This is a genomic window from Micromonospora sp. RTGN7, assembly GCF_033804645.1.
Lineage (GTDB): Bacteria > Actinomycetota > Actinomycetes > Mycobacteriales > Micromonosporaceae > Micromonospora.
The window spans coordinates 165,632-192,257 of sequence record NZ_JAPZLF010000013.1; the positions used below are offsets into that span (position 1 = coordinate 165,632).

At 71.9% G+C, this 26,626-nt stretch carries 26 protein-coding genes; 8 read left to right on the forward strand and 18 right to left on the reverse strand.

The genetic code is table 11. From position 1 onward, the window contains the following. Positions 1–291: 291 nt before the first annotated feature. Entirely contained in the window at positions 292–726 is a 435-nt protein-coding gene (locus tag SNR22_RS20450) for an ATP-binding protein (protein ID WP_320068219.1), read from the reverse strand. Continuing rightward, complete coding sequence (locus SNR22_RS20455; RefSeq protein ID WP_320068220.1) at positions 726–1,082, reverse strand: STAS domain-containing protein; 357 nt, start codon at positions 1,080–1,082, stop codon at positions 726–728. Before SNR22_RS20455 ends, SNR22_RS20450 begins: the two co-directional genes overlap by 1 nt. Positions 1,083–1,224: 142 nt before the next feature. Here SNR22_RS20455 and SNR22_RS20460 point away from each other — a divergent pair, with 142 nt between their 5' ends. From SNR22_RS20460 to SNR22_RS20470, 3 genes are all read left to right on the forward strand, one after another. Next, the gene (locus tag SNR22_RS20460) at positions 1,225–3,753 is read left to right on the forward strand and encodes a DEAD/DEAH box helicase (RefSeq protein ID WP_320068221.1); all 2,529 of its coding nucleotides are present in this window, start codon (positions 1,225–1,227) and stop codon (positions 3,751–3,753) included. A 97-nt stretch (positions 3,754–3,850) separates the two neighbouring features. Then, complete coding sequence (locus tag SNR22_RS20465) at positions 3,851–4,057, forward strand: hypothetical protein (protein WP_320068222.1); 207 nt, start codon at positions 3,851–3,853, stop codon at positions 4,055–4,057. 88 nt (positions 4,058–4,145) lie between these two features. Beyond that, positions 4,146–4,724 carry a hypothetical protein gene (locus tag SNR22_RS20470; protein ID WP_320068223.1) on the forward strand — a complete coding sequence of 193 codons (579 nt, stop codon included), beginning with the start codon at positions 4,146–4,148 and terminating at the stop codon, positions 4,722–4,724. A gap of 187 nt (positions 4,725–4,911) precedes the next feature. Here SNR22_RS20470 and SNR22_RS20475 read toward each other — a convergent pair whose 3' ends face one another. Genes SNR22_RS20475 through SNR22_RS20485 form a run of 3 tightly spaced genes read right to left on the reverse strand, consistent with a single transcriptional unit; the run spans position 4,912 to position 6,441 of the window. After that, on the reverse strand, positions 4,912–6,123 hold the full coding sequence (locus SNR22_RS20475) for a helix-turn-helix domain-containing protein (protein WP_320068224.1): 1,212 nt from the start codon (positions 6,121–6,123) through the stop codon (positions 4,912–4,914). Beyond that, positions 6,116–6,268, reverse strand: coding sequence for a hypothetical protein (locus SNR22_RS20480; RefSeq protein WP_320068225.1), 153 nt, complete (start codon positions 6,266–6,268; stop codon positions 6,116–6,118). Before SNR22_RS20480 ends, SNR22_RS20475 begins: the two co-directional genes overlap by 8 nt. Further along, a complete protein-coding gene (locus SNR22_RS20485) occupies positions 6,265–6,441 on the reverse strand; it encodes a hypothetical protein (RefSeq protein ID WP_320068226.1) in 177 nt (58 codons plus the stop codon). Before SNR22_RS20485 ends, SNR22_RS20480 begins: the two co-directional genes overlap by 4 nt. 254 nt (positions 6,442–6,695) lie before the next feature. On the opposite strand from SNR22_RS20485, the gene SNR22_RS20490 reads away from it, so the two are divergent. Together SNR22_RS20490 and SNR22_RS20495 are read left to right on the forward strand one after the other, a co-directional pair. Then, positions 6,696–6,911, forward strand: a complete 216-nt coding sequence (locus tag SNR22_RS20490) for a hypothetical protein (RefSeq protein ID WP_320068227.1) — start codon at positions 6,696–6,698, stop codon at positions 6,909–6,911. A 433-nt stretch (positions 6,912–7,344) separates the two neighbouring features. Next, positions 7,345–7,566 (forward strand): hypothetical protein, encoded by a 222-nt coding sequence (locus SNR22_RS20495; RefSeq protein WP_320068228.1) that lies wholly within the window; start codon positions 7,345–7,347, stop codon positions 7,564–7,566. Positions 7,567–7,612: 46 nt separating this feature from the next. Here the strand turns inward: SNR22_RS20495 and SNR22_RS20500 are convergent, their stop codons facing one another. The 12 genes from SNR22_RS20500 to SNR22_RS20555 all read right to left on the reverse strand — a co-directional run bounded on the left by SNR22_RS20500 (position 7,613) and on the right by SNR22_RS20555 (position 18,741). After that, positions 7,613–8,803, reverse strand: coding sequence for an ABC transporter permease (locus tag SNR22_RS20500; protein ID WP_320068229.1), 1,191 nt, complete (start codon positions 8,801–8,803; stop codon positions 7,613–7,615). Continuing rightward, complete coding sequence (locus SNR22_RS20505; protein WP_320068230.1) at positions 8,793–9,479, reverse strand: ABC transporter ATP-binding protein; 687 nt, start codon at positions 9,477–9,479, stop codon at positions 8,793–8,795. The genes SNR22_RS20500 and SNR22_RS20505 overlap by 11 nt, the downstream gene beginning before the upstream one ends. Continuing rightward, the gene (locus SNR22_RS20510; protein WP_320068231.1) at positions 9,476–10,714 is read right to left on the reverse strand and encodes a hypothetical protein; all 1,239 of its coding nucleotides are present in this window, start codon (positions 10,712–10,714) and stop codon (positions 9,476–9,478) included. The genes SNR22_RS20505 and SNR22_RS20510 overlap by 4 nt, the downstream gene beginning before the upstream one ends. Before the next feature lie 24 nt (positions 10,715–10,738). Beyond that, a complete protein-coding gene (locus SNR22_RS20515; protein ID WP_320068232.1) occupies positions 10,739–11,707 on the reverse strand; it encodes a hypothetical protein in 969 nt (322 codons plus the stop codon). 415 nt (positions 11,708–12,122) lie between these two features. Continuing rightward, a complete protein-coding gene (locus SNR22_RS20520; RefSeq protein WP_320068233.1) occupies positions 12,123–12,509 on the reverse strand; it encodes an Rv3654c family TadE-like protein in 387 nt (128 codons plus the stop codon). Beyond that, entirely contained in the window at positions 12,506–12,886 is a 381-nt protein-coding gene (locus tag SNR22_RS20525) for a TadE family type IV pilus minor pilin (protein WP_320068257.1), read from the reverse strand. The genes SNR22_RS20520 and SNR22_RS20525 overlap by 4 nt, the downstream gene beginning before the upstream one ends. A gap of 122 nt (positions 12,887–13,008) precedes the next feature. Continuing rightward, positions 13,009–13,176 (reverse strand): DUF4244 domain-containing protein, encoded by a 168-nt coding sequence (locus tag SNR22_RS20530; RefSeq protein ID WP_007074167.1) that lies wholly within the window; start codon positions 13,174–13,176, stop codon positions 13,009–13,011. Between the two features lie 47 nt (positions 13,177–13,223). Further along, on the reverse strand, positions 13,224–13,961 hold the full coding sequence (locus tag SNR22_RS20535) for a type II secretion system F family protein (protein WP_320068234.1): 738 nt from the start codon (positions 13,959–13,961) through the stop codon (positions 13,224–13,226). Next, positions 13,961–15,223, reverse strand: a complete 1,263-nt coding sequence (locus SNR22_RS20540) for a hypothetical protein (protein ID WP_320068235.1) — start codon at positions 15,221–15,223, stop codon at positions 13,961–13,963. Before SNR22_RS20540 ends, SNR22_RS20535 begins: the two co-directional genes overlap by 1 nt. Then, positions 15,220–16,479, reverse strand: a complete 1,260-nt coding sequence (locus SNR22_RS20545) for a TadA family conjugal transfer-associated ATPase (RefSeq protein ID WP_320068236.1) — start codon at positions 16,477–16,479, stop codon at positions 15,220–15,222. Before SNR22_RS20545 ends, SNR22_RS20540 begins: the two co-directional genes overlap by 4 nt. Continuing rightward, positions 16,476–17,579: a septum site-determining protein Ssd gene (gene ssd / locus SNR22_RS20550; protein ID WP_320068237.1), complete on the reverse strand. Its 1,104-nt coding sequence runs from the start codon at positions 17,577–17,579 to the stop codon at positions 16,476–16,478. Before ssd ends, SNR22_RS20545 begins: the two co-directional genes overlap by 4 nt. 331 nt (positions 17,580–17,910) lie before the next feature. Further along, positions 17,911–18,741 (reverse strand): nuclease-related domain-containing protein, encoded by an 831-nt coding sequence (locus SNR22_RS20555; RefSeq protein ID WP_320068238.1) that lies wholly within the window; start codon positions 18,739–18,741, stop codon positions 17,911–17,913. A 786-nt stretch (positions 18,742–19,527) separates the two neighbouring features. On the opposite strand from SNR22_RS20555, the gene SNR22_RS20560 reads away from it, so the two are divergent. Continuing rightward, complete coding sequence (locus tag SNR22_RS20560; RefSeq protein WP_320068239.1) at positions 19,528–20,331, forward strand: HAD-IB family hydrolase; 804 nt, start codon at positions 19,528–19,530, stop codon at positions 20,329–20,331. A gap of 114 nt (positions 20,332–20,445) precedes the next feature. On the opposite strand, the gene SNR22_RS20565 is transcribed toward SNR22_RS20560, so the two are convergent. Beyond that, positions 20,446–21,192 (reverse strand): oxidoreductase, encoded by a 747-nt coding sequence (locus SNR22_RS20565; RefSeq protein WP_320068240.1) that lies wholly within the window; start codon positions 21,190–21,192, stop codon positions 20,446–20,448. A 269-nt stretch (positions 21,193–21,461) separates the two neighbouring features. Here SNR22_RS20565 and acs point away from each other — a divergent pair, with 269 nt between their 5' ends. Both acs and SNR22_RS20575 read left to right on the forward strand, forming a co-directional pair. Beyond that, positions 21,462–23,426 (forward strand): acetate--CoA ligase, encoded by a 1,965-nt coding sequence (acs, locus tag SNR22_RS20570; protein ID WP_320068241.1) that lies wholly within the window; start codon positions 21,462–21,464, stop codon positions 23,424–23,426. Positions 23,427–23,667: 241 nt separating this feature from the next. Beyond that, positions 23,668–26,481 (forward strand): immune inhibitor A domain-containing protein, encoded by a 2,814-nt coding sequence (locus SNR22_RS20575; protein ID WP_320068242.1) that lies wholly within the window; start codon positions 23,668–23,670, stop codon positions 26,479–26,481. The last annotated feature ends 145 nt before the right edge of the window (positions 26,482–26,626 follow it).

Here is a 26,626-nt window from a genome sequence, read left to right on the forward strand (position 1 = left end):
CAGCGAAGCGGGGCAGCGATAAACGCCCATACCCGCTGGCGGCGGGATGGATCACTTGCTGACAACCCGCGTACTGTAGCCCTCTGTAGTGCCGGAGGTCACACCGGAGGGCACCGTGTTCGGATGATCTTCGTCGCTGTGTTATGTGAGAAAATCTGATATAAGGCCCGGGTACGACGAAGGGGCCGCCCTCCCGACGGGGAGGCGCGGCCTGAGTGGTGGATCAGTTCGTTGAGCGAGTGGTGGATCAGTTCGTTGAGCGAGTGGTGGATCAGTTCGTTGAGCGGCCGGTCAGCGGCCCACCGGCCAGACCATCCGGACCTCGGTCCCGACGCCGTCGTCGACCGGGCGGACCTGGAGGTCCTCCACGAAACCGGCGAGCAGGGCGAAGCCCACGCCCGTGGTGAGGTCGTCCTCGTCGAGCGACTCGTTGGCGAGCTGGTCGGCGTCCAACGCGGCCAGCCCGATGCTCGCCTCGATCGGCGCCCGGTCCACCACCCGCACCGAGTACGACCCGGTGTCGGACATCTCCACCAGCACCGGGTCGGCCACCTGATACTGCCTGTGCAGGGCCACCGCCCGGGTGCACGCCTCACCGATGGCCAGGCGCACCTCGTCGAGCAGGTCCTCGCGCACCCCGGCCCGTCGGGCCACCGCGACACCGACCAGCCGGGCGGTGCGGACGTGCACCGGGGCCGGGGAGAAGGAGAGTCGGACCGTGGCCATCAGGCGCCTGTGCCGGTCGGGTCGGCCCCGATCGCGGCCTCGACCGTCGCGTGCAGCGGGAACACCTGGTCCAGTGCGGTGATCCGGAAGATCTTGAGCAGCGGCTCCTTGGCACAGACCAGCGCGAAGCTGCCGCCGGCCGTACGCAGTCGCTTGAGCGCGCCGACCAGCACGCCCAGGCCGGTGGAGTCGAGGAAGTCGACCCGTCCCAGGTCGACCACGACGTGACGGGCTCCGCCGTCGATCAACTCCAGAAGCCGTTCCCGCAGGCGGGGCGCGGTGTAGACATCCACCTCACCGCCGACCTCGAGCACCGTGTGCTCCCCCACGGCACGGGTCGCCAACGACAGCTCCATCAGTCCTCCTCATGAGAGCCGTAAACTCTCCTGGGCATCTAACCATCCCTGCCGAAGCCCTCCGCGAGGTCACCGGCGTGCGGCTTCCCCTTACCCAGACCCCCAGCCTCCGACTCCGAACACTTGTGCGAGAGTGCAGAACGTGACCCCCGCAGCGCCCATATCCGCAGGCCACGGCCCCGATCGCCCGCCCGTGGCGACGCCGGCCGAGCTGCTGCGCCGGCTGCGGGCGCGCACCGGGGCCGACCCGGTCACCCACGTCGAGCGGGTGCCGGCCCGGGCCGGGGAGCAGGCGCCATGGCCCGGGTGGGCCCCCGAGGAGCTGCGGGCGGCGTTCGCCCGGCGCGGCGTCGTCGCCCCCTGGCGGCACCAGGCCGAGGCCGCCGAGCTGGCGTACGCCGGCAGGCACGTCGTCATCGCCACCGGCACGGCGTCCGGCAAGTCCCTGGCGTACCAGCTCCCGGCGCTGGCCACCCTGCTCGCCGATCCCCGGGCCACCGTGCTCTACCTGGCGCCGACCAAGGCCCTCGCCGCCGACCAACTGCGCGCCGTCGCCGGCCTGGAGCTGGCAGGGGTACGCCCCGCCTGCTACGACGGGGACACCCCGCGCGCCGAGCGGGACTGGATCCGCCAGCATGCCCGGTTCGTGCTGACCAACCCGGACATGCTGCACCACAGCATCCTTCCCGGGCACCGGCACTGGTCCGGCTTCCTGCGCCGGCTGACGTACGTGATCGTCGACGAGTGCCACACCTACCGGGGGGTGTTCGGCTCGCACGTCGCCCACGTGCTGCGCCGGCTGCGCCGCCAGTGCGCGCGCGTCGGCCGCACCCCCGGTCAGGCGCTCGCCGGCTCGCGCAGCACCCCAGGCCAGGCACTCGCCGGCTCGCGTAGCACCCCCGTCTTCGTGCTGGCCTCGGCCACCTCCGGCGACCCGGCGACGACGGCCGGGCGGCTCACCGGCGTGCCGGTGGCGGCCGTCACCGAGGACTTCTCTCCACGCGGCGGGGTGACCTTCGCCCTGTGGGAGCCGCCGCTGCTGCCCGCCGACTCCCCGGCCGACTCCCCCGCCGAGGCGGCGGCGGACCTCACCCAGGTCCGCCGGTCGGCACTGCGGGAGACGGCCGACCTGCTCGCCGACACGGTCGCCGCAGGGGTACGTACCCTCGCCTTCGTCCGCTCGCGCAAGGGCGCGGAGGTGGTGGCCGCCAACGCGCGACGCGCCCTGGACGAGGCGGTCCCCGGGCTCGGCGAGCGGGTGGCCGCCTACCGGGCCGGCTACCTGCGCGAGGAACGACGCGAGCTGGAACGGGCCCTGCTGCACGGCGACCTGCTCGGGCTCGCCTCCACCAACGCGCTGGAACTCGGCGTCGACCTGGTCGGGCTGGACGCCGTGCTGATCTGCGGCTGGCCGGGCACCCGGGCGTCGCTGTGGCAGCAGGCCGGCCGGGCGGGGCGCTCCGGCGGCGAGGCCCTCGCGGTGCTGGTGGCCCGGGACGACCCGCTGGACACCTACCTGGTGCACCACCCCGAGGCGCTCTTCGGCCGACCCGTCGAGGCGACCGTGCTCGACCCGGCCAACCCGTACGTGCTCGCCCCGCAGCTCGCCTGCGCGGCGGCCGAGTCCCCGCTCACCCCGGCCGACCTGGAGCTGTTCGGGGAGGGCGCGAAGGAGGCCGTCGACTCGCTCGTCGAGACGGGGGCGCTGCGGCAGCGGCCGACCGGCTGGTACTGGCGGCACCGGGAACGGCCCCGGGTCGACCTGCGCGGCGAGGACGGGGCCCCGGTCTGCGTGGTGGAGGCGGCCACCGGGCGGCTGCTCGGCACCGTCGACGGCGGCTCGTCGCACTTCCTGCTCCACCCCGGCGCGGTCTACCTGCACCAGGGCATCTCGTACGTCGTCGACTCCCTCGACCTTGCCGACGGCTGCGCGCTGGTGCACCCGGAGGAGCCGGACTGGTCGACCCACGCCCGGGACGTCACGTCGCTGTCGGTGGTGTCGGTGCGCTCGTACGTCGATGCCGGGCCGGTCGGGCTCTTCCTCGGCGAGGTCGACGTGACCAGCCAGGTGGTGTCGTACCAGCGGCGGCGGATCGCCTCCGGCGAGGTGATCGACACCCGGCCACTGGACCTGCCGGCCCGGGAGCTGCGCACCGTCGCGGTCTGGTTCACCCTCTCCCCGGCGTCACTGACCGCGGCCGACGTCGCGCCGGCGGACGTGCCCGGGGCGCTGCACGCCGCCGAGCACGCCGCGATCGGGCTGCTGCCGCTGATGGCCACCTGCGACCGTTGGGACATCGGCGGGCTCTCCACGGCGTTGCATCCGGACACCGAGGCCCCCACCGTCTTCGTGTACGACGGCCACCCGGGCGGGGCGGGGTTCGCCGAGCGGGCGTACCGAACGGCGGGGCAGTGGCTCCGGGCCACCCGGGACGCGATCGCCGAGTGCGGCTGCGAGGCCGGCTGCCCGTCCTGCGTCCAGTCCCCGAAGTGCGGCAACGGCAACAGCCCGCTGACCAAGCCGGGTGCCGTCGGGGTCCTCGACGTGGTGCTGGCCAACCTGCCGACCGAGCACCCGCCCCGGCAGACCGGCCCCGCCGACGCCCCCGACGCCGAACCGCCCAAGACACCGGAGCGCGATCGGGTGGCGGCGTCCGGGGCGCAGGAATAGATCGCGGCCCGGCGGGGCATTGACACATGGGAGCGCTTCCATGCGTTCGCGTATCCCACCACCGCCCGAGCACGTAATTCCCGCCGGAGGAGGAGTCGTGGCCGACACCATCGCCGAGACCGTCGACCTGCTCTACACCATCGACCAGGACCAACTCACCCCTGACCAGCAGATCGCCCTCGGCAGCGCGCTGGCCGCGCTGGCCCAGGCGGAACGGCTGGAACAGATCAACGAGCGGCTGCGCGGCATCCACCAGGTGCTCAACGCCTGGGCGCTCAAGGCCACCGTCGACGGCGGACGCTGAGGCGCCCACCTGCTCTGGGCGTAGCCGGGGTCGGAGGCCTTATCGGGGGGCTGTGCGAGACTCCGGCGACGCCCCTGAAGGAGATCTGATGCAGCTCGACGCCTTGCAGCACCAACAGCAGTTCCACATCCGGCAGCGGATTCGGATGATGGTCAACCAGTACCAGGTCCACGCCGTCGCCCCCGACGGGTCGGAGGGCGAGATGCTCGCGTTCGCGCAGCAGAAGCGGCTCGCCTTCAAGGAGCAGGTGACGATCTACACAGACGACACCAAGCAGCACCCGCTGCTGGGCTTCAAGGCCCGCCAGCGGCTCGACCTCGGCGCCACGTACGACGTGACCGACCACGCTGGCAACCCGATCGGGCTGTTCCGCAAGGACTTCGCCCAGTCGCTGCTGCGCTCGACGTGGCACGTCGAGCAGGCCGGGCTGCCGCAGGTGACCGGCCAGGAGCGGAGCATGCCGGTGGCGCTGCTGCGCCGGTTCGTGGACTCGCTGTCCTGGCTGCCGTACCACTTCGACTTCACCGCGGGCGGCCAGCCGGTCTTCTCGGTCATCAAGAAGTGGGGCCTGCGCGACCGGTACGTCGTCGAGGTGCACAACCCGCAGGTCGACCGTCGCCTCGTGATCGCCATGGCGGTCGGCCTGGACGCCCTCCAGAGCCGCTGACCGTCGCCGCCGCTGGGGCGCGTGCCGACCGCATGCGCCCCGGCCGGCCGTGATCGAGACGATCCGAGCCGCCATCCGGCCCCATCTTCGGCAGCAAGCACCCGGCCTGTCCCTGCGTCGAAGTGCGGGAGACCGTGGTGACGTGGAGATCGGGTAGATCTGGCGGTTCACCGGTGGCCAGGGCAGATCAAACACTCACTCCCATCGCATCGGCCAGGCGCAGGACATCGAGGCTCACCGCCGGTGACCGACGCAGGATGGCGGCCAGCAGCTCGTGGCCCAACGGCCGGTTACGGACCTCAGCCGTCGCCACCCGATCGGCGCTAACCATCGATTGGCCCGCGCTGTCCAGGTCACCCGACTGCATGAACCCGTTCGCCGCATCGAGCAGGTAGGCCGCCCGGCGCTCCGGCGGCAGCCTCCGGAACTCGGTGCCTTCGACGAGTCGCTGATGGGCGGCAGGATCAAGAGCACCCTCGCCGAGATCAACCATCGTCGCCACCCGAGCCAACTCGACAGCCGTCGGGCCGAAGGACATCCGGTAGTGGTCCTGCCCATCGCCGACGATCTCCGCCGCCGCGCTGGCTTGGTTGACCAGTTCACCGACACTCTCGGCGTGCCCGAGGACGGCAGCCCCCCGCGCGGCCACGATGAGCAGCGCGCCGTGGACCGACAGCTTGGCCGCCGAGGCATCGAGCGGATTCGGCGGGACGATCTGGTGGGCCACCGCGATGCTGACCTCCATCACGTGCCGGGCCTGTCCCTGGGCGAGCAGCGCGTACCCGAGCTGGACGGCGCAGGCGCCCAGCAGGAGTTGGTCGCCGGCGTCCTGGCTGGCGGTCAATGCCCGGTCAGCCGTCAGCCAGGCCAGGTCCGCAGCCCCCACCTTGTGCAACACGACCGACGCGATCTGGTACGCCTCGGCCAGACGCTGCGCCGCCTCCGTCACGCCCGGGTGTGCCATCCGAAACTGCTGCACGTCACGCAACAGGTCCGGCAGGGACCGGATCACGTCGACGTACCGCGCGTGTTGGAGGCTCAGCCAGGCGTGGTTCACCGCTTTCCGCAGGTCGCCGGGGGCCGGTGTCGACTGGAGAAGCCCGAGACATGCCGGACCCCACCGGGCCAGGGCACCTCGGACGGCGTCGATACTGGCCTTGTCCAGCAGACCGCTCGGGCCCTGCGCCTCCACGTCCTTGCCGAGCAGCAGCCGCAGGTCGACCCGGAGCCCATCGGCGACGGCCTGCAAGGTGGACAGCTTGTCGAGCCTGCGGACGCCCCGCTCGACCTTGTCGACCCAACTCTTCGACTTGCCGATAGCGTCGGCGAACTGCTGCTGAGACATCTTGCGCCGACCACGCCAGTACGCGACCCGTCGGCCGATGGGCAGCTCACCCATGGACGATCCGTGCCGAGTTGGCGTTGGCCCACGGCCAGCACCGTTTCCGAGTGCCGCACACCGGGCAGCGGCCGTCGCGTTGCCGGTGCAGCTCCATCTCGACCTGCCACCAGGGTTCGGCGCTCACCGGCCTACCCGCGGTCACTCCCCCTCCTGCGGCCAGTGCTTCCGGCTGATCGGGATGCGGTGCCGGGCCCGACAGGGCAGCTCGTTGCCGCACTTGCAGACGTACCGCCATTTGATCCACGACCACACGGGCCGATGTCGGCGGGCCAAGGTCATGGCAACCGCGATCAGGTACTCCTCGTACCGGACCATCAGAGTCCCCTTCGGCAACTTCGGAAGACCTGAAGCAGCTCCACGGGGGTGAGGTGTCGGGCGTCCTGCAGCATCGGTGCCTCCCACGGGCCTGGTCCGGCTTTCTGCGGCACCCCGCCCCACCGAGCCCAGCTCCACCAGGGCGGGGGCACCGCGTAACCGATCACACACCCCCGGTTCCCTGGGTGTCAAATTGGGGACCCCCGATCGGGGATCCCCGTTCGGGGAGATGAGTCCATGCATACGTTCAGTCCATGGCTGCGGGACCGGGCGACCTGATGGGCCCCTACGAGATCGCCCAACGCTTGAACGTCTCCCGGTCGCGGTTCCAGCAGATCGTGAACCGGCCCACCTTCCCGAAGCCGTACCGGGAACTGCGCGGTATGAAGGTGTGGCTGGCCGAGGACATCGAGGCATGGATCAAGGAGCACCGTCAGCCACGCCCGACCGAGGACGACGCCCCAGTCTGAGCGCAGCCATGCGTCAGGAAGAACGAGGGCCTTGGGGCGTGCGGTCGATGGATCGTCAGCGAGACCGTCATCCGGTTCACCATGATTCAACTCAAGGCTCGCCCAGCCGGGGCAACCGCTCCTCGTTGTCCACACCTTCCGGCGGCGGGATCGGCGCATCCCTCAGCCGGTCACCCTCGTCGTCTGCGGCAATTTCGGAAGACGACCTGAAGCAGCTTCACGGGGGTGAGGTGTCGGGCGTCCTGCAGCATCGGCGGCCTCCCACGGGCCTGGTCCGGCTTGCTGCGGCACCCCACCCCACCGAACCCAGCTCCACCAGGGCGGGGGCACCACGTAACCGATCACACACCCGCGGTTGCCCACCTATCAATATAGGCAGGCCACATAAGGCGGACCGAATAGGGTAGACCTACCCATGCCTACCGTCATTCGCATGGGTGAACCGGAGGTCCCGGGACCGCTCGTCGGTCCGGGTGAGATCATGACCCTGCTCGGCGTAGGCCGGTCGCGGTTCAGGCAGATCACCGTTCAGCCGCATTTCCCGCGCCCGTTTCAGACCTTGCAGGCCGGGTCGGTATGGCTGCGGTCCGCAGTCGAGGCATACATCCGGGACTACCGCCAGCCGCGCCCAGCGGACGAAGAAGATCAGGGCTGACCAAGCGCACCCACACGGGGGTACCACACCGGCCCCTCCGCCCGGGTCACCCGCGCAGGGTGGCGGCGGGTGCCATCCGAGCAGCCGCCCAGGCCGGATAGACGCCAGCCAGCATGCCGACGAGGATTCCGCCAGCCGGGCCGGCGAGCAGCAGGAACGGATCGACCACCGCCATCCACCCCTTGAGCAGACAGACCACCGAGATCACGTCCACACCGATGATCGCGCCGCCAAGCCCGCCCGCCAGCCCGAAGCAACTGCTCTCGATGAGGAACTGGCCGGCCACGGCACGCCGGCTCGCTCCGATCGCGCGGCGCAGACCGATCTCCGAACGCCGCTCCAGCACCGACACGAGCGTCGTGTTGCTGACTCCGAGCGCGCCGATGACGAGGGACACCACGGCAAGCCCCAGGAACAATGCCTGGGTCTCCCCCTCCACCCCTTGTCGGAAGTTGCGCAGGTCGGCGGGGGCCTGCACGGTGACCGCGGCCGGATCCTCGGGGATCAGCGCCAGCGGCATGGCCGCACCTACCTGGTCCGCCGCGCCGAGCGCCGTCCGCGCCACCACCGTCACTTCCCCGAACGATGCCCAGCCGTCCCGGCAGGCGCGGTACGGCAGCACTATCGCGTTGGTCAACTGCGCGGCACCGATGGGGGCCTGGTAGACACCGAGCACCGCGTACGGGACGTCGTTGAGGTAGACGACGGGGTCGACCCGACCCGGGGTGAGGTTGAGCGCCTCGGCGGCCGAGCTGTCGAGGAGCGCGACCCGGTCCCCACGAAGGTCGTGTCCGTCGTCGAAGGCCCGTCCCCAGGCTATGGAAACCTGTAGTGCCCGCAGCGCAGCCGGTTGGGCGGCGACCATCGCCACCTGTTCCCCGCCCTCCGCCGAGATCGTGGTGGAGACGTTGCTCAGCCGGCCGTCCTCGGTACCCGTACACGTCAGACCGGCCTCGGTCACCCCGTTGACCTGCCGGAGTTCGTCCACCGCCCCGGGCTCCGGGCGTACCTGCGCGTCGTTGAACCGGGCGGAGACCGCCGTCGCCTGTGCTGCGTCGAACCGGCCGGAGATCGCCTCCGCCGCGCTCGCGCTGATGCCCACGGTGGCGACGGTCGCCGCGATGCCGAGCCCGATCCCGGCTGCGGTGAGCATCGAGCGGCCCCGGCGGCCGAGCACCGCGTGGAACGCCTGGAGAAACACGTCGGAGGCGCGCGTCCGGACCCGGTCAGAACGCATGACCGTCCACGACCCGAATCACCCGGTCGGCGCGGGCCTCCACCTCCGCCTCATGGGTGACGATGACCACGGCACGGTCCACCGCGACCACCTTCCGCAGCAGATCGAGTACGGCGGAGGTGTTGACCCCGTCGAGGTTGCCGGTCGGCTCGTCGCAGAGGAGCAACGGGGGATCATGTACGAGCGCGCGGGCGATGGCCACCCGCTGCTGCTCCCCGCCGGAGAGAGTGGTGGGTCGGGCGTCCAGCCGGTGACCGAGCCCCACCCGCTCGAGGGCTTCGATGGCGAGCGCCCGCCGGTCCCCCCGTCGTCCCTGGTGGACCAGGGGCAGCATGACGTTCTGCACCGCGTCCAGGTATGGCACCAGGTGAAACGACTGGAAGACGAAACCGATCTCGGTTGCCCGCAGTCGGACCCGGTCCCGTTCGGAGAGACCAACCGCCGGCTTTCCCCTGATCTTCAGCAGGCCACCGGTCGGTTCGTCCAGCAGGCCGAGGATATTCAGCAGGGTGGACTTCCCCGATCCTGACGGACCCGCGATCGCCACCATCTCTCCGCCACTGATCCGGATCGAGACGCCCTTCAGCACCTCGACCTCCGGCGGACCGGGGTAGCGCTTGGTCAGTCCCACCAGTTCCAGGAGCGGAGCTACGGCAGCGGTGCCGGCGAAGGTCAACGGGGAGCCTCACCGTCGCGTTCGGCGACCACCACCCGGGCACCCACCGGCAGCTCCCCGGTGCGGGGCCGGACCGCGACCCGGCCGCCCACACTGAGGACGACCTCGACCGCGACCGACCTGGTCGAGTCGTCGGCCTCAGCGATCTCCACCGAAACGGACCCGCCCGCGTCGGTCCAGAGCGCCGAGGCGGGCACGACCACCGCATCCGCGGAGCTGCGCCCCCGTTCCATGAAGATCTCCCGCTGCTGACCGAGAGCAGCACCGTCCGGCTTGCCGGTCAGCACGAAGACGGCCTCCCGTTCCCCTCCCTCGGTTGCTTCCACGGGCTCTGGTGTCGCCGAGGCTCCGGTGGCCGGTTTCCCCGATCCGTCCGGCTGGCCGTCCGTGCCCACGGTGCGGATCTCCAGTAGCCGGACGACGGGCCCCTCGGCATCGTCTAGGTGGAACTGCCCGCCCTTTGGCATCGACTCGACCAGGCGCTCGATGGCGGGGTCCAGGCGCACCCGCAACTGCCACTTACCGCCGGTCAGCGTCACGAGCGGTCCGCTGCCGTCGCCGCCGACCCTGCCCGGCGTCGACCCAACCACCGCCGGTAGATCGGGCACGAAGAACAACTCTCCCGCTGGGACGCAGAGGACCTTCGTCCCGCCGGCAGGCGGGACACTCGGCCCAGGCGAGGGCTCCTCCCCGGCCTCGGCCCGGTCGACCGACAGTGCCGGATACCCGATGGCCCGGTACAGCCGGCGCAGATCGGCGAGCGTCCGAGAGTCGGCTCTCCCGGTAACGGGGGTGCCGTACCGGGCGCGAAGAGCCTGCTGCACCTGGCGGACGTCCGGCCCCTCGTCACCGTCACCGATGTCCCGGTAGGCCGGGAAGCGGCCGGACAGGACGATCACCGGCCGGCCGGAGACCTCGGCGACCACCTGCCCGGAGCGCACCGACTGACCGGTCTTGACCGGCACCTTGGTGATCACCTGCCGGCTCACCCCGGGCCGGGCAGTCGGTCCGGTCACGGTGAGGACAGTCTCCCGACTCAATGCCCCGCTGAGGGTCGTCGAGTCCAGCAGCGGCCCGGCCGTGACCGGTGCCGTAACCAGCGAGGGCGAGGGTGGTGTGGCGCGCGCGGCCCAGTGGGCCTGCGACCGCGCCTCCGACCCGACATGCCAGACCCAGACGGAGGTCGCCAGGAAACACACCGTGGCCACCCAGCCGGCCATTCGCCGTCGACTCATGGACATCCTTCGTCTACCGATATGTCAGCCCTGGAGCGCCTGCTGCCCTCGCTTGAGAGCGGCAGACATCGCATCTCGGTAACCGAAGACCTGCGTCTCGTACTGCGCCAGAGCGTTCTTGAGCGCCTTGGTCCAGGCACGCTTCTGGGCATCGCGAAGCCCGCCCTGATCCGCGCAGCCGGCATCCGCGACCGCGAGAGCGACCTCCTTCTTCAGCGCCGTGGCGGGGGGCCAGGGGCCGCCGGCCGGAACGGTTCCACCCGGCCGTATACCGGCCGGGTAGTGGAAGTATTGCGCGTACCGGGCCACGTCCTCCGGGTCCTCGAACTTGGGGTAGTCCGCCTTCTCCAGGCAGAGAGACCAGTTCTTAAGAACAACCTTCAGGGTCGAGTCCTTGGCGTATTCCGCCTGGGCGGCCTCACGGATCTTGGTGGTCGGGCTCTCCGGCGCGGCCACCTGACCGTAGGCGGCCGAGCGGGCCTCACCGGTGCAGCCACCGAGCGTCGGCCTGCCACTGGTCTCATTGGCGGGCGCCGCAGCCGTGGCTCTGCCGGTAAGTGCCTTCAGATAACGGCGCTCCTCCTCAGCGGAGGCAAAGGTGAACTCCGGCTCGGCAGGGGCGTCAGGCTGCACCTCCTCGGTGACGCCGTATCCCTTCACCCGTGCCTGTTCGAGCAGCGGCGAGGTGCGCGGCTCAGCGGTCACACCGTCGTCCGACCGGGCGGAACGTCGGGGGAAATTGTTGACGCCCTTGCTGCGCAGGCAACTCTCGGTCAACCGGATGATCAGTTCTCTGACCTTCAACTCCGACTCGAGCGCCTCGTTGAGCACCGCCTGAGGACCCTGTTGGGTGGCACCGGCCACAGCGGACCCGCCGGGTGTGGCGCCCTTCTCCGTCGCGGCCTCGGAACCGCCACAACCGGCGGACGCCCAGACGACACCGAGCGACACCGCGGTGCAAGCGATCAACCTCGTCCGGAGCTGGACAGACATGAGTTGCCTTCCTCGAATTCAACGGTCCATTGGGCTTCGGACCGCGCGGGGAGCCTACCCCCACCACGTCCAAGTGGTAGGCCATCGCGCGGTTGTCGGCCACACGATTGGCCGCCGATCCCACAGTCCTGGCTGGTGCGACGAAATTTCGGGCGGCGGCAATTGCGGCGTTCCGCCGACGCTGATGTCGGCTCCCCTGTCCTGGTTCTTCTTCCACTCGACGACGATGTGGCTTCGGTACAGTTCGCCGACTCGGTGTCGCCGGCTGGAATCCTTATTTGCACAAGGCATTGACGGCGGCGGCGGCTCCCCGTTCGAGCCGGACCGCATCCGTCTGAGCCGAGCCCACGCCAACTGGGTGATGCGCTCCCGACCTGCCGCTTGCTGGAGCCGTTGCTGCTGGCTGCGCCGGCACTCATGCGCGGGGCGGACCGGCCCGTGCGGTCGCCGTGGCGACCCGGGTCAGGCCGGGCACCGGCGTGACGGTCACCTCCGTCGTCACCACGGCGTCCAGCCCGTCGAGCCGGCAGCCGGTCAGCCGTGCACCGTTGCCCCGCGCGATCTCATCGGCGGACCCGCAGGCCACCCCGCCGCCGGCCAGCGCCTGACCGGCGGCGGCGAGCGCGCCGAAGTCCGCCGCCACCGCGGCCCGCTGACGCGCGACCCGGGCGGCGCCGACAGCCGCACCGAAGACACCGACCACGACGAACACCAGCCCGACGGCGAGCAGGCAAACGGTCGCCCCACCCCGGTCGCCTCTCGGCTGGATCGGTGCACCTGCGGCAGCGGCGCGGACCGTCACGGTTGAGGGCCCGGAGCACCGGGCTCGACGGCTGCGACCACGGTGGCGACCACGGTGATCCGGGGCAGTCGGGCACCGAGGGCGCGCACGGGTGCCCGTACCTCTGCCGTGACCCGGTCGCCGTTCACCGAGACCGAGACGTCGGCCCCGGCCGGCGCCGCCGCGACACCCGCCGCGGAGCCGGGCTGGCCCCGGGAGGCGGCGAGCGCCGCCTCCCGGGCCGCACCCAGGCAGCCGGCCTGCGTCGCCACCGCGTTCACCGCGGTGAGACCGGCGAGCAGGAGCAGTAGCACCGCCGGCAGGCCAGCGGCCAGTTCGGCCGTGAACGACCCCCGGTCCCGTGGCGCCCGGGCAGAGCCACGTGCACCGGAACCGATCGACCCACCCGGCGCGATCGGTCCGGCCGGTCCGGCCGGTTCCTGCCCCGGCACTGCTCCCGCTCCCGGCTTCGGCCCCGGTCCGGGCGTCCCACGGTCGTCCTCGGCCTGCCGGCGGTCTGTCACTTCAGTGCCCGGTCGATGACGGCGGTCAGCGCGGACTGCACGTTGCCCGAGGTCAGCACCTTGAGCAGGATGCCGGCGAACGCGACGGCGGCGAGGGTGCCGACGGCGTACTCGGCGGTGTTCATCCCGGCGTCCCCGCGCAGGCGGGTGAGGATCTTGCGCATGGTTGTCCTTTCTTGATGGTCGCCACCGGCCGGTCGGTCGGCGGCGCTCAGAGCACGTCGCCGAGGACGGCGACGATCACCGGCACCAGGCCGGCGAGAATGAAGGCCGGCAGGAAGCAGAGCCCCAGCGGCAGCACGATGAGGACCCCCGCCCGGCGGGCAGACGCTTCGGCGGCGGTGGACCGGTCGGCGCGCAGGTCGTCGGCGAGGCGGGTGAGCGCGCCGGCCAACGCCGCGCCGCTGCTCGACGAGCGCAGCGCGGCACCGGCCAGCCGCTCGGCACCGGGCACCGAAACGAGCTGCGACCACGACTCCTCGGGGCCCCCGCCGAGCAGCAGGGTCCGGCCGACCCGGCCGAGGCGGTCGGCCAACGGCCCGCCGAGTGCCTCGGAGACCGCCAGCACGGAACGGTCGACTGGGGCCCCGGCCCGCAGCACGGCCGCCAACAGGTCGGCGGCGAGGGGCAGGTCGGCGGCCTCCCGGAGTCGCCGCTCCCGGACGGCGGGCGGCTCGATCCGGCGCAACCCGCGATCGGCCGCGACGGCGACGACGATCCCGCCGAGCAAGCCGGCCCAACCACCGATCACCACGAGGACCGCCGCCCCGGCCAGCCCCGACCCGAGGCGTACCCGGTCGGGCCACCACGCCGGCCGGGGTCGCCCGACCGGCCCGGCCCGCCCTTGCAGGCTGCGCAGTCGCCGGGTGACGCCCGCCCGCGCGCCGATCGACAGGGTGAGCGCCCCCGCCGCGACGAGACATGCGGCGGCCACCGCCTGGCGGGTCATCAGCCGCTCCCGGCGGGCACCGCGCCGAGGCGCTCCGCCCAGAACAGTCCGGCAAGTTGGAGGACGACGGCCGCGATCGCGCACCCGCCCCCGATGGGCGTGTGCAGCAGGACAGCGACCGGATCCACGCCGACCCCGTAGCCGAGCCCGATGCCGCCGAGCGGCAGGGCGGCGAGCAGCCACGCGGTGGCCCGTGCCCCGGCGGCCTGCGCCGCCGCGCCGGCCAGCCCACGGTCGGCGGCCCGCGCGTCGGCCTCGATCCGTTCCAGCAGGTCGGCCAGGGGAGCCCCGGTCCGGTCCGCGAGCCGCACGGCCGCCCGGGCCAGTTGCCCGAGCCGGTCCGGCTCGGGCTTGGTGGCGATGGCGGTGGCCGGCGCGGTGGCGTTCAGGGTGGCGGCGGCAGTCAGCACCGGAACGCCGGCCCGCAGGTCCGCGGCGAGGGCGCACAGCTGGTCCAGGCCATGCCTTCGGGCCCGTTGCACACGGCGCGCAAGGCTCCTGCGGATCATCGCCCGCACGGTCCACGAGCCGTACCCGCCGAGCACCACGGCGGCCACGGGCCCGGCCAGCAGCCAGCCCGCCCCGACACCTACCGCCCCCGTCAGCGCCAGGGCCCGCCGGGGCGACGCGGACAGCCACCCGAGCACCCGTAGCTGGGCGCTCGCCGTACCGGAGGGGGACCGCACCGGCGACGACCAGGTACGCCATTTCCCTACCCCGGGGCGCGACAGGGCCGGCAGCGGTTCACCCGGTGCCGGCCCGGATCGGCCCAGCGGGCCGGGAGCCGACGGCCCAGAGTGGTCGGTGACGCTCGGAGCGGCCGAGCCGAACTGGTCCAGGGCTCCGGCGGGGCGGCTCGGGTCATGGCGACCGGGCGGACCGGACCGCCGGCTGTCGACCGGGCCGGGGGACGGGCGCGGGCCGGGGGACGGGCGCGGGCCGGGCGGCGGGCGCAGGCCCGGGCAGCGGCCGGTGTGCTCCGGCGGTGCCGCCCCGCCCCGGAAGTTCCGGCCGGAATCCCGATCGGGGTGGGGGCCACCATGCCGGTCCGGCCCGTCACCGCCGATGATCCGCACGGCCTCCCGCCCGGGCCGGCGCGGGATGCCGCCACCCTCGCCGGCCTGGTCACCGGCGAGCCCTGGTCGAGCGGCGGGCACCCCGAGGACCCATCGTCGCCGGGCCCGGCTGCTGCGCGCCGGCCACCCGACGGCCGTCGCGGCGGCGACGAGGAAGACCGCCACCAGCCAGCCCGTCGCGATCACACCGGGTCTCCGTGCCGAGGAGCATCGCCGGTCGCCTCGGACCGGTCGCCTCGATCGGGTCGGCCCGGCCACACCTCGCAGAGCACCGGCGGGACGGGAACGTCCCGATCGCGCAGCAACCTGCCGAGGGCGGCCGCCCCGGGACCGGGACCATGCCCGCGTACCCAGCAGGGAACGACGGTGACCAGGTGCTCCGGGCCCTCGGGAACCAGCAGGCAGACGGACTCCAGCACCCGTCCCCGGGCACCCCGGCGGACCTGGAGCAGCACCTGGAGCGCGGCGGCGACCTGGGCGTGCAGGGCGGCCCGGGGCAGCCCACCCAGCATGCCGAGCGCCTCCAGCCGGGCCGGAACGTCCGAGGGGGCGTTGGCGTGCAGCGTCCCCGCACCGCCGTCGTGGCCGGTGTTCAGCGCGGCGAGCAAGTCAACGACCTCACCGCCCCGGCACTCCCCGACGACCAGCCGGTCCGGCCGCATCCGCAGGGCCTGCCGGACCAGGTCACTGAGCCCGACCACGCCCGAGCCCTCCACGTTGGCGGTTCGGGCCTGCAACCCGACCACGTGCGGGTGCAGAGGCCGCAACTCGGCGGCATCCTCGACCAGGACGATCCGCTCGGTGGCCGGCACCATCCCCAGCAGGGTGTTGAGCAGGGTCGTCTTGCCGGAGCCGGTGCCGCCGACGACCAGGTACGCGAGCCGGGCCGCCACCACGGCGGCGAGCAACGGGGCGACCGGCCGGGGCACGGTGCCCTGCCGGACGAGGTCATCGAGGGTGAAGGGACGCTGCCGGAAAGTACGCAGGGACAGGTAGGGCCCGTCCGTGGCGACCGGAGGCAGCACGGCGTGCAGTCGGGTCCCGTCGGGCAGTCGGGCGTCCGCGTAGGGAGAGCCGTCGTCGAGGCGGCGGCCCGCGCCTGCGGCGAGACGCTGAGCCAGCCGCCGAACGTCGTCGATCGTGCCGACCGGAATCGCGACCTGGCGCAGGCCCTGCCCCCGGTCCACCCACACCCGATTCCCGTTGACCAGCACGTCGGTCACCTGGGGGTCCGCGAGCAGGGGTGCCAGCGGGCCCGCGCCGACGAGGTCGTCGTGTACCCGGCCGGCGATGCGGAGCACGGCGGTGTCCCCGAGGACCGCCGCGGCGGGCTCGGCGCGTACGGCGGAGACCACGGCGGCCGGGGTGACCGGGGTGGCTGCGGCGGCGAAGCGTTGGCGTACCCGGTGGGAAAGCTCGTCGCCGCCGGCGGGGACGGTCATGCCGCACCCGGCACGGGCAGGCCGGTCAGCTCGCCGACGATCCGCTGGCAGAGTGCGGCGAGCGGGCCGCGCCCATCGGCGGCGGGCGCCTCCCCCCGTTCGAGCCCTCGGCACAACCCCGGCTCGGGGCGGAGCGTGCCGGCCAGCGGCAACCCCAGCGAGCGAGCCACCTCCACGGCCTTGAGCCGACCCGGCGCCGGCCCCCGTACGACAACGGAGATTTGGGAGCAGTGCGGCGCGGCGGCGGCGACCACCCGGGCCGCCGCAGCGGTGGCCCGCAGCTCTGCCGGTACGACGAGGAACGCCTGGTCGGCGGCCTGCAACGCGAGCACGGCCGGGTCGTCGAGGTGCCGGGGCAGGTCGGCCACGACGAAGTCCCGCCCCCGGCGGGCCGCTTCCAGGGCGGCCGCCATCGCCGGGGCGGGCAGGGACAGCAGGTCACCTCGGTCCCAGGAGAGGACCACCAGGTCACCCCGGCTGGGTAGCGCCCGGACCAGCGCCGGTGGGTCGACCCGGCCGTCGGCGTCGGTGAGCGCCGGCCAGCGCAGCCCCTCCAACTGCTCCCAGCCGAGCACCAGGTCCAGCCCGCCGCCGAGTGGGTCGACGTCGACGAGGAGGGTGCGCAGCCGGGCCCGGGCGGCGGTGACGGCCAGCCCGCCGGCCAGGACGCTCGCCCCGGCACCGCCCCGCCCGCCGAGCACCGCGACCACCCGCGCCACCCCGTCGCCGGCGCGGTCCGACGCGTGCTCGGCGAACCGGTCCACCAGCCACGGCTCGGCGGCCGGGAGGACGGCGACGTGCTCGGCGCCGATCAGCTCGGCGATCTCCCAACCGGGGTCGAGCCGCCCGGACCGGCCCACCAGCACCATTCGTGGCCGGCGCGGCAGCCGAGCCCGCAGGCACGCCTGCGCCTGGTCGTCGCCCACCAGCACCAAGGGCGCCGGTGACCAGCGGGTCCGGGCCGCCGCCGGGTCCGCGGCCAACTCGACCTCGGTGCCGCCCGCAGCGGCCAGCCGGAGCAGGTCGTCGAGCAGATCGTCGTCCGAGGTCACCAGCAGGGGCAGCCGCCGGTGCGGCGGGAGCGAGGTACGGGGTGGCATTGCGGCCTCCAGCAGTCGGGCTCGGGGGTGCTGCCGGAGAGCGTGCCGGGAGCCCGTCCGTCTCCGCCGGCGCCGCACGCTCGCCTGTGGATAACCAAGGGCTCTGTGGACAACGGCCGAAGGGCGAGTTGATCTGCTACGGCAGTGCGGCGCGACGCAGGTGATGGGCGCGGGCGGTGGCCACCGGTTCCACCCGCGCGACCACCGACCCCGGAGAAACTCCCTCAACAGACGGTCGTCGCCAGGGAGCCGGACCAGCAGCACGGCCGTCGACGCCGTGATCAGCCCCATCCGGCCGGCCGCCGTGGTCTCGTACCTATGATCTGGACGCCTATCGGCGCCGTCGCCGCTGCCCGGATTGGTTGTGGAAGTGGTGATCTCGTTCGATCAGCCGCACTACCTCGGCGCGGTCGTCAGGGGAGAGCCACGCCGGGCCGCGCAATTCCTCCAGCAGGTGCTCTGGCGACGAACCAACCAAATTGACGGTCAGATCCCGGCACTCGCCCACTTCGGCCTGGTGATGCGTCAGCATTACAGCGGTGCTCACGGGATACCGGTATCCGTTACGCGCCAACCACCGTGACAGGTCCTGGGCGACGTCGTTAGCCTGGCGTGCCCAGCTACGGCCACTCCTGTCGGTCGCCGGGCCTTCGTCGACCATGTTGCCCCAGTTGTCGAGCTTTTCGAACCACCAGCGGTCACCCGTCACGGTGACCCTCACCCGGCGATACTTGCCTTCGGCTACCCAGATCCCGGTGGGCCCAACCAGCACATGGTCAGCTTCGCCCCGCCGATTGCGGTAGCCGCACAGCATGACCCATTCCTCGGACAGGACCGACAGCCCTTCCACGAGGAAATTCTCGCCGTCCGCCCCGGCTGACAGTTGTTGTTTACGCTGGTCAAGCCGGTCCATCTCCTGCCGCGCCAGACCGATCTGCCGCTCAGCTTCGGCACTGCGTGCCCGCGCCTCCTGCTCCTGAGGCGTGGAGATGAAGAGCAGGATCTTCCACCACGGCTTCGCCCATCGCGCCGCACCGGCATCGTTCCCAGCCCGTTGCCGGGCCGACTGCCAGCCGCCCAACCGGACATGTACGGCCTCGTACTGTTGCTCGGTCTTTGTCAACTGCAGACCGACATGATCGGAAAGGTAGATGACACGCATATGAAGGCTGCTCCGGAGAGAGGGGAGGGACGGTCAGCACTCGGCATCATGCAGACAAATTTCTATCACATGAACCGATCCCCAACTACCCCTCACGACCCGCTCGGATATGCAGAAACTCGGTCTTCGAGAATGGCGGCAGAAGGCCCTGGCCTGGTTGCGTCCACGGGAGAAACGGCTTCATCTGGGCCATAGCGCGGCCCACACATCGCCCCTGCGAGTACGGGCAACGGCACGGCCGTACGACGACGTGCTCAGCACCTCGGCCGACCCGGGCAGCTATGACTACCGGCGGGCCGTGAGAAGGCGTCGACCACGCTCGACCGGTACACGCACACGCCTGAGGACTACGCCGACCGGGCCCGGCTGACGTCCGCTGACTTTCCACCCGTCGCCCTGCCCGACCGACCGGGAGACGCGGTTTCACCTGGGCCGGCGGGGTGCGAGGAAAGAGGAAAAGGGACGACCCCCGTCGGGGGGTGACGGGGGTCGTCGGGCGGTTCGGCTCCGGGGGGGTTGAGCCGAACCGGCTCAGCGGTCACGGGGGGTGCGACCGCCGAGGGCCTGCTGTCACACGACACATGAATTCTCGTCGCAACCACAAGCATGCCTGAGCAGACCCGTATACGTCGAGTGGCGTCGTGTCCACACAGCGCGAAATCATGTTCGGAGAGTGTGATCACCGTCACTGACGGCAGAGATCGTAGGGGTCACCGCAGGGGTCCGGCCGGAGTCCTTACCCCAGGCACCCGCCGACGATAGTCCATCCGGCTAGACTTTCGCGCCGTGGGCCGAAGTGCCGCTTTTTTTGATCTGGACAAGACCGTCATCGCCAAGTCGAGCGCCTTGGCGTTCGGTCGGCCGTTCTACCGGGATGGGCTGATTACCCGGCGGGACGTGGTGAAGTCGGCGTACGCGCAGCTGATGTTCCGGCTGGGCGGCACCGACGAGCAGACCATGGCCAGGACACGGGACTACCTGGCCACGCTCTGCAAGGGCTGGCAGGTGGAACAGGTCCGCCAGATCGTCGCGGAGACACTGCACGAGCTGATCAATCCTTACGTGTACGCCGAGGCCGCCGCCCTCATCGAGGAGCACCAGGCCGCCGGCCGGGACGTCGTGCTGGTGTCCGCCTCGGGTGAGGAGATGGTCCGGCCGATCGGCGAGTTGCTCGGGGTGACGGATGTGATCGCCACCCGGATGACGGTGCGGGACGGCCGGTACAGCGGCGAGGTCGAGTTCTACGCCGCCGGGCCGAGCAAGGTCGAGGCGGTCAGCGAGCTGGCCGAGCTGCGCGGCTACGACCTCGCCGACTCGTACGCGTACTCCGACTCGATGAGTGACCGGCCGCTGCTGGAGTGCGTGGGACACCCGGCCGTGGTGAACCCGGACCGGGCGCTGCGCCGACTGGCGAGCGAGAACGCCTGGCCGGTGCTGGCGTTCCGGCACCCGATCCCGCTGGGCCGCCGGCTGCGGGAGCGCCCCGCCGTCCCGGTCGCCGCGGCGGCCCTCGGCGTCGGCGTCGGCGTGGCGATCGGCATCGCCTGGTACGGCCGCCACCGCCGTACCCGCACCGCCCCGGTCGCCTGACCGACGACCGGACCGGGCCAGCCGCGAGCCATCCCGACGACCGGACCGGGCCGGCCGCGAGCCACCCCGACCACCGCCCCGCGTCGTCGCGCCATGACCGGGGCGCGGGGGCGCTCAGGCCGCGGCGAGGACCTCGTCGCCGACGGCAGTGAGCTGATCGGCGCCCAGCTCGACGGCCGCCAGGTAGTGCCGCAGCCAGGAGCGCAGCCCGTCCGGGGTGCCGGTGGCGAAGGCGCCGGCCGCGCCGACGTACTCCGGTTCGCGCTCGCGGTGGCCGACGTCGACGCCGACCAGCCCGCGCGGGTCGAAGCCGGTGGACATCAGCACCAGCCGGGCGGCGCCCCGGGCCACCAGCCCGGACGGCCCGGCGAACGGGCGCAGGTTGAGCAGTTCGCCGTGCACTACGGCGGCGAGCACCAGTGGGGGCGCGGTCGTGCCGCCGGCGACCAGCCCGGCCAGGGCGTCCAGCCGGGCGCCGACCACCGGGTCGGCCACCGGCCGCCCCAACTCGTCGGCGGGTACGGCGTCCCGGGCGGCGAGCACGTGCAGCCGGGCGAGGACCTGTCGGGGCGCCTTCGACCAGCGCTCGCTCAGCCCGGGCAGCGCCCCGGCCACCCGCAGCGCGCCCTGGATCACCGGGTCGGTGACGGTGCCGGCGCGGACGGACTCGCGGTCGTGGGCGTACCCCTCCAGGGCGGCGCTGGCCACGGCGCTGCGGAGGCTGACCTCGGCCGCGACCTGGCCGCCGTGCCGGCGCAGCGCGCGGTGCCGCATCGCCGCATCGACCCGCTCGCGGGCCCGCTCGACGGCGGGGCTGATGTCGGCGAGCGCGAGCAGCGGGGCGAGCGGGTCGGTGGCCACCCCGCCACGCTAGCGCCCGGCCTGGCCGCTCGGCCTCCCGCCGCCCGCAACGCGTCGCGAGCCACCCAAGCGCCCGCCAGTTGAGTGCGGTGAGAAGGGGACCCTTCTCTACCGTAAGCGTTAATAGGGTGCCCCTCCTTACAGCTCGGCGCGTGGCGGGGGCCGCTCGGCGCGCGTGGGCTCGGGGAGCTGTCGCGGGCCCCGGCCGCCACGGCTAACCTCTGCGGGGGTAGGGACGCAGGTCACGGAAGCAACGAGGGAGTCACGGCATGAGCGAGGCACTGGCCAACTTGCTGAACGAGACCCGGCAGTTCCCACCCCCGGCCGAACTCGCCGCGAAGGCCAACGTCACCGCCGACGCGTACGCCGACGCCGCCGCCGACCGGCTCGCCTTCTGGGCGAAGCAGGCCGGGCGGCTGGCCTGGGCGAAGCAGTGGGACCAGGTGCTCGACTGGTCGAACCCGCCGTTCGCGAAGTGGTTCGTCGGCGGCCGGCTCAACGTGGCGTACAACTGTCTGGACCGGCACGTCGAGGCGGGCCGGGGCGACAAGGTGGCCATCCACTGGGAGGGCGAGCCGGGCGACACCCGGACCCTCACCTACGCCGACCTGCACCGGCTGACCTGCCAGGCGGCGAACGCGCTGACCGAGCTGGGCGTGACCGCCGGCGACCGGGTGGCGATCTACCTGCCGATGGTGCCGGAGGCGGCGGTGGCGATGCTGGCCTGCGCCCGGATCGGCGCCACCCACAGCGTCGTCTTCGGCGGCTTCTCCGCCGACTCGCTGAGCAACCGGATCCAGGACGCCTCCGCCAAGGTGGTGATCACCGCGGACGGCGGCTACCGCCGGGGCAAGCCGTCGGCGCTGAAGCCGACGGTGGACGAGGCCGTGGCGAACTGCCCGTCGGTGGAGCACGTGCTGGTGGTCCGCCGCACCGGCGAGGAGGTCGCCTGGTCGGCGAAGGACCACTGGTGGCACGAGACGGTGGAGCAGGCGTCGACCGAGCACGCCGCGCAGCCGTTCGACGCCGAGCACCCGCTGTTCATTCTCTACACCTCCGGCACCACGGCCCGGCCGAAGGGCATCCTGCACACCACCGGCGGGTACCTCACCCAGGCGGCGTACACGACGCACGCGGTCTTCGACCTGAAGCCGGAGACGGACGTCTACTGGTGCACGGCCGACATCGGCTGGGTGACCGGCCACTCCTACATCGTGTACGGCCCGCTGGCCAACGGTGCCACCCAGGTCATGTACGAGGGCACCCCGGACACCCCGAACAAGGGCCGGTTCTGGGAGATCGTCGACAAGTACGGCGTGACCATCCTCTACACCGCCCCGACGCTGATCCGGACGATGATGAAGTGGGGCGACGACATCCCCGCCGGCTTCGACCTGTCCTCGCTGCGGCTGCTGGGCAGCGTCGGCGAGCCGATCAACCCCGAGGCGTGGATGTGGTACCGGCAGCACGTCGGCCGGGGCGAACTGCCGATCGTGGACACCTGGTGGCAGACCGAGACCGGCGCGATCATGATCTCGCCGCTGCCCGGCGTGACCGAGACCAAGCCGGGCTCGGCGATGACCCCGCTGCCCGGCATCGTGGCCGACGTGGTCGACGACCAGGGCCAGTCGGTGCCCAACGGCGGCGGCGGTTACCTGGTGCTGCGTGAGCCGTGGCCGTCGATGCTGCGCACCATCTGGGGCGACGACAGCCGGTTCATCGAGACGTACTGGTCCCGGTTCGAGGGCATGTACTTCGCCGGGGACGGTGCGAAGAAGGACGCCGACGGGCACATCTGGCTGCTGGGTCGGGTGGACGACGTGATGCTGGTGTCGGGCCACAACATCTCCACCACGGAGGTGGAGTCGGCGCTGGTGTCGCACCCGTCCGTGGCGGAGGCGGCGGTGGTCGGCGCGACCGACCCGACGACCGGGCAGGCGATCGTGGCGTTCGCCATCCCGCGTGGCACCACCGACACGGCCGGCGAGGCGGGCGAGAAGCTCATCACCGAGCTGCGCAACCACGTGGCGAAGACCCTCGGCCCGATCGCGAAGCCGCGGCAGATCCTGCTGGTGGCGGAGCTGCCGAAGACCCGATCCGGGAAGATCATGCGCCGGCTGCTGCGCGACGTGGCGGAGAACCGTTCGCTGGGCGACGTCAGCACCCTCCAGGACTCCTCGGTGATGGAGCTGATCTCCTCGGGGATGGGCGGCGGAAAGTCCGACGAAGACTGACGGCAGGCGTACACCCCTCGGTGGGTGGTGGTCCGTGCGGACCGCCACCCACCGAAGTGCTTTTCGGGTACGTCGACAACGCGTGACCGACCCGTCTCCATCGGTCGGTGGAGGGGTACCGGCCTGAACGGACACAGGGGAGGGCCCCCTCTGTCGGAAGGCTGCGTTCTCCTTTAGGTTCAGCCACATCGGCCGGTTCGACGGACGTCACTGCAACGTCAGCCGGTCGGGTTCCTCTCCCATGCCCGAGAAACGGAGCGGCATGCACACCTTTCCGCAGTCCGGGTCACGCCGACGGATACTCGTCGCGCTGCCCGCCATCGCCCTCGCGGCCTCGTCACTGACCGTGGTGGGGTCCGCGTCTGCCGGGACCTCGGCCCCGGCCCGCACCACGATCGCGGCGAACGAGCACTACATCAACTACGCCGAGCCCGAGGTGCAACCCGACACCCCCGGCAAGGAGGTCAAGGGCGCCGACGGGGTCTACACCACGGCGGCGGACGAGGCCCGGGCGTACGACCGCAAGTTCGCCACCGGCAACCCGGCGACGGCCCGGCAGCTGGCGAAGCTGGAGGCCCAGTCGATCCGGACGGGCAAGAGCCCCCGGCGGATCAAGCAGGCCTCGACCACCCAGAAGGCCAAGCTGCTCACCCTGCTGGTCGAGTTCAACAGCCAGGCCAACGACGACTTCACCGGCGTGATGGTCCCGAAGACGGTCTTCGAGGACCGGAGCTGCGTCCCGGGCACGGTGCAGAACGGGCCGACGCACAACAACATCCCGAACCCGGCGAGCCTGCCGCACAAGGACAACAACTCGATGTGGGTGCCGGACTTCTCCCCGGCCCACTACAACAAGATGCTCTACACCAAGACGGGCATCACCGAGCCGGTCCGCAAGGACCTGACGGGGCCGGACGGCAAGAAGGGGATCAGCCTCGCCGGCCGGACCATGCACAACATGTACCTGGAGATGTCCAAGGGGGCGTACACGGTCGACGGGCAGGCCAGCCCGTGGATCACCGTGCCGCACTCGGAGGGCTGGTACGCCGCGTCGCGCTGCTTCCAGGACGAGAACGGCAACTGGGTCGCCGGCCGTGAGCAGGCGATGAACGGCCACCCGGCCAACCCGGCCGGCGCGGGCCGGCTCGCCACGGACGCCATCGACTCGCTGGCCGCCATGGACCCGAGCTTCCCCTGGGCCGACTACGACGTCGAGGACCAGTCCGACCGGGACGGCGACGGCAACCTCTTCGAACCGGACGGCGTGATCGACCACCTGGTGCTGGTGCACGCCGGCCAGGGCAAGTCGCGCGGCGGCGGCGCCGAGGGCGTGTACGCGGTCTGGGCGCACTCCTCGACGGTTCCGGGCGGCTACACCATCCCGGGCACCGGCCTGAAGGTGTCGAACTACATCGTGCAGCCGGAGGATGCCGGCGTCGGCGTCTTCGCCCACGAGTTCGGTCACGACCTGGGCCTGCCGGACCTCTACGACACCTCCGGCAACGCCGACTCCGACGTGGACTTTTGGGACCTGATGGCGTCGGGCTCACACAGCGGCGAGATCTTCCAGGCGCTCCCCACCCACATGGGCATCTGGGACAAGTGGGTGCTCGGCTGGGCCGATCCGGTGACCATCAACCCCGGTACCAAGGCGCGCGACATCCAGCTGGGCCAGACCTCACGTACCCCGGTCGGCACCGCGGACGGGATCAAGGTCGACCTGCCGGACAAGGTGATCACCATGGCGACGCCGCACAGCGGCGCGAACATGTGGCACAGCGGGGCCGACCAGAACTGGGCGGACGTCAAGCTGAGCCGCCCGGTGAGCGTGCCGGCGGCGGCCGACTCGAAGTTCTGGATGTGGAACGACTACGTCATCGAGGCTGACTGGGACTACGGCTTCGTCGAGCTCTCCACCGACGGCGGCACGACCTGGTCGGAGCAGAAGGTCTACGACGCCGCCGGCACCGTGGTCACCACGCCGGACGACTACGCCGACCCGAACGGCCGGATGGCCGACTTCGGCGGCAAGAAGTACGGCCTGACCGGCACCACCGGCGGCTGGCGGCACGACTACGTCGACCTGTCGGCGTACGCGGGGCAGACCGTGCAGTTGCGGCTGCGTCAGGCCACCGACGAGGCGTTCGTGGAGCGCGGTTGGTTCGCCGACGACTTCTCCGTCACCGGCGGCGGCGCCACCACCTGGAGCGACGACGTCGAGGGCGGGGCGAACGGCTGGACCGCCACCGGTGGCACCTTCACCGACACCACCGGCGCGGGCTGGAACATCAACACGGGCACCGAGCGGCGGGCGCACTTCTACCTGGCCGAGTGGCGCAACTTCGACGGCTTCGACAAGGGCCTGAAGTACGCCTACGACACGGTGTACTCGCACGAGGCGTGGAAGGTCGACAAGCTCTCCTACAACGCCCCGGGCATGCTGGTGTGGTACCGGGACACCGCGCTCGGCGACGTCAACCACGTCACCGGGCAGATGACCTCGTTGCCGAGCTACGGGGCGAAGGGCGGTCTGCTGATCGTCGACTCGCACTTCGACCCGTACCGGCGCAAGGGCACGGCGGCGGAGAAGGACCCGTCGGTGCTGGACAACCTGCCGAGCCGGCCGCAGTCGGCGAACGCGGCGTTCAGCCTGAACAAGACGTACGGGTTCAGGGAATGCCTGGAGGCGGCGGGCGAGCCGTACAGCGAGTACTGCACGTGGTTCGCCTCGCAGCGGCCGGTGCGGGGCTTCACCGACGCCAAGGGCTGGTACCCGGGCATCGAGATGCGCGACGGCTCGCCGTACGCGCGGGACAACGACGCCTCGGTGGTGCTGCCGTCGCGCGGCAACGCGCCGTACACCACCCGGGTGGTCAACCCGGACGGCACCCCGGCGACCTCGTTCTACGGGGTGGTCCTGGGTGGCGGCGCGATCGTGCTGGGCACCGGCAACCCCGGTGACGCCGGGGTGGGTTACGGCGTCACGTTGACGGTCAAGCGGGCCACCCGGGACAACGCGATCGCCACGATTCGGGTGACCTCGGCGCGGCCCTGATCCTGCGGCGCCTCGAAATCACCGGGCGGGGCCCCGCCCGCGCCAATAGCGGCCCGCCGGGCCCCCCCCAACGAGCAAGTAACTGGGCCGAAACAGAAAAGGAAAATGGCCAACACCACGCCCCCCAAGCACCCCCATTTTATAC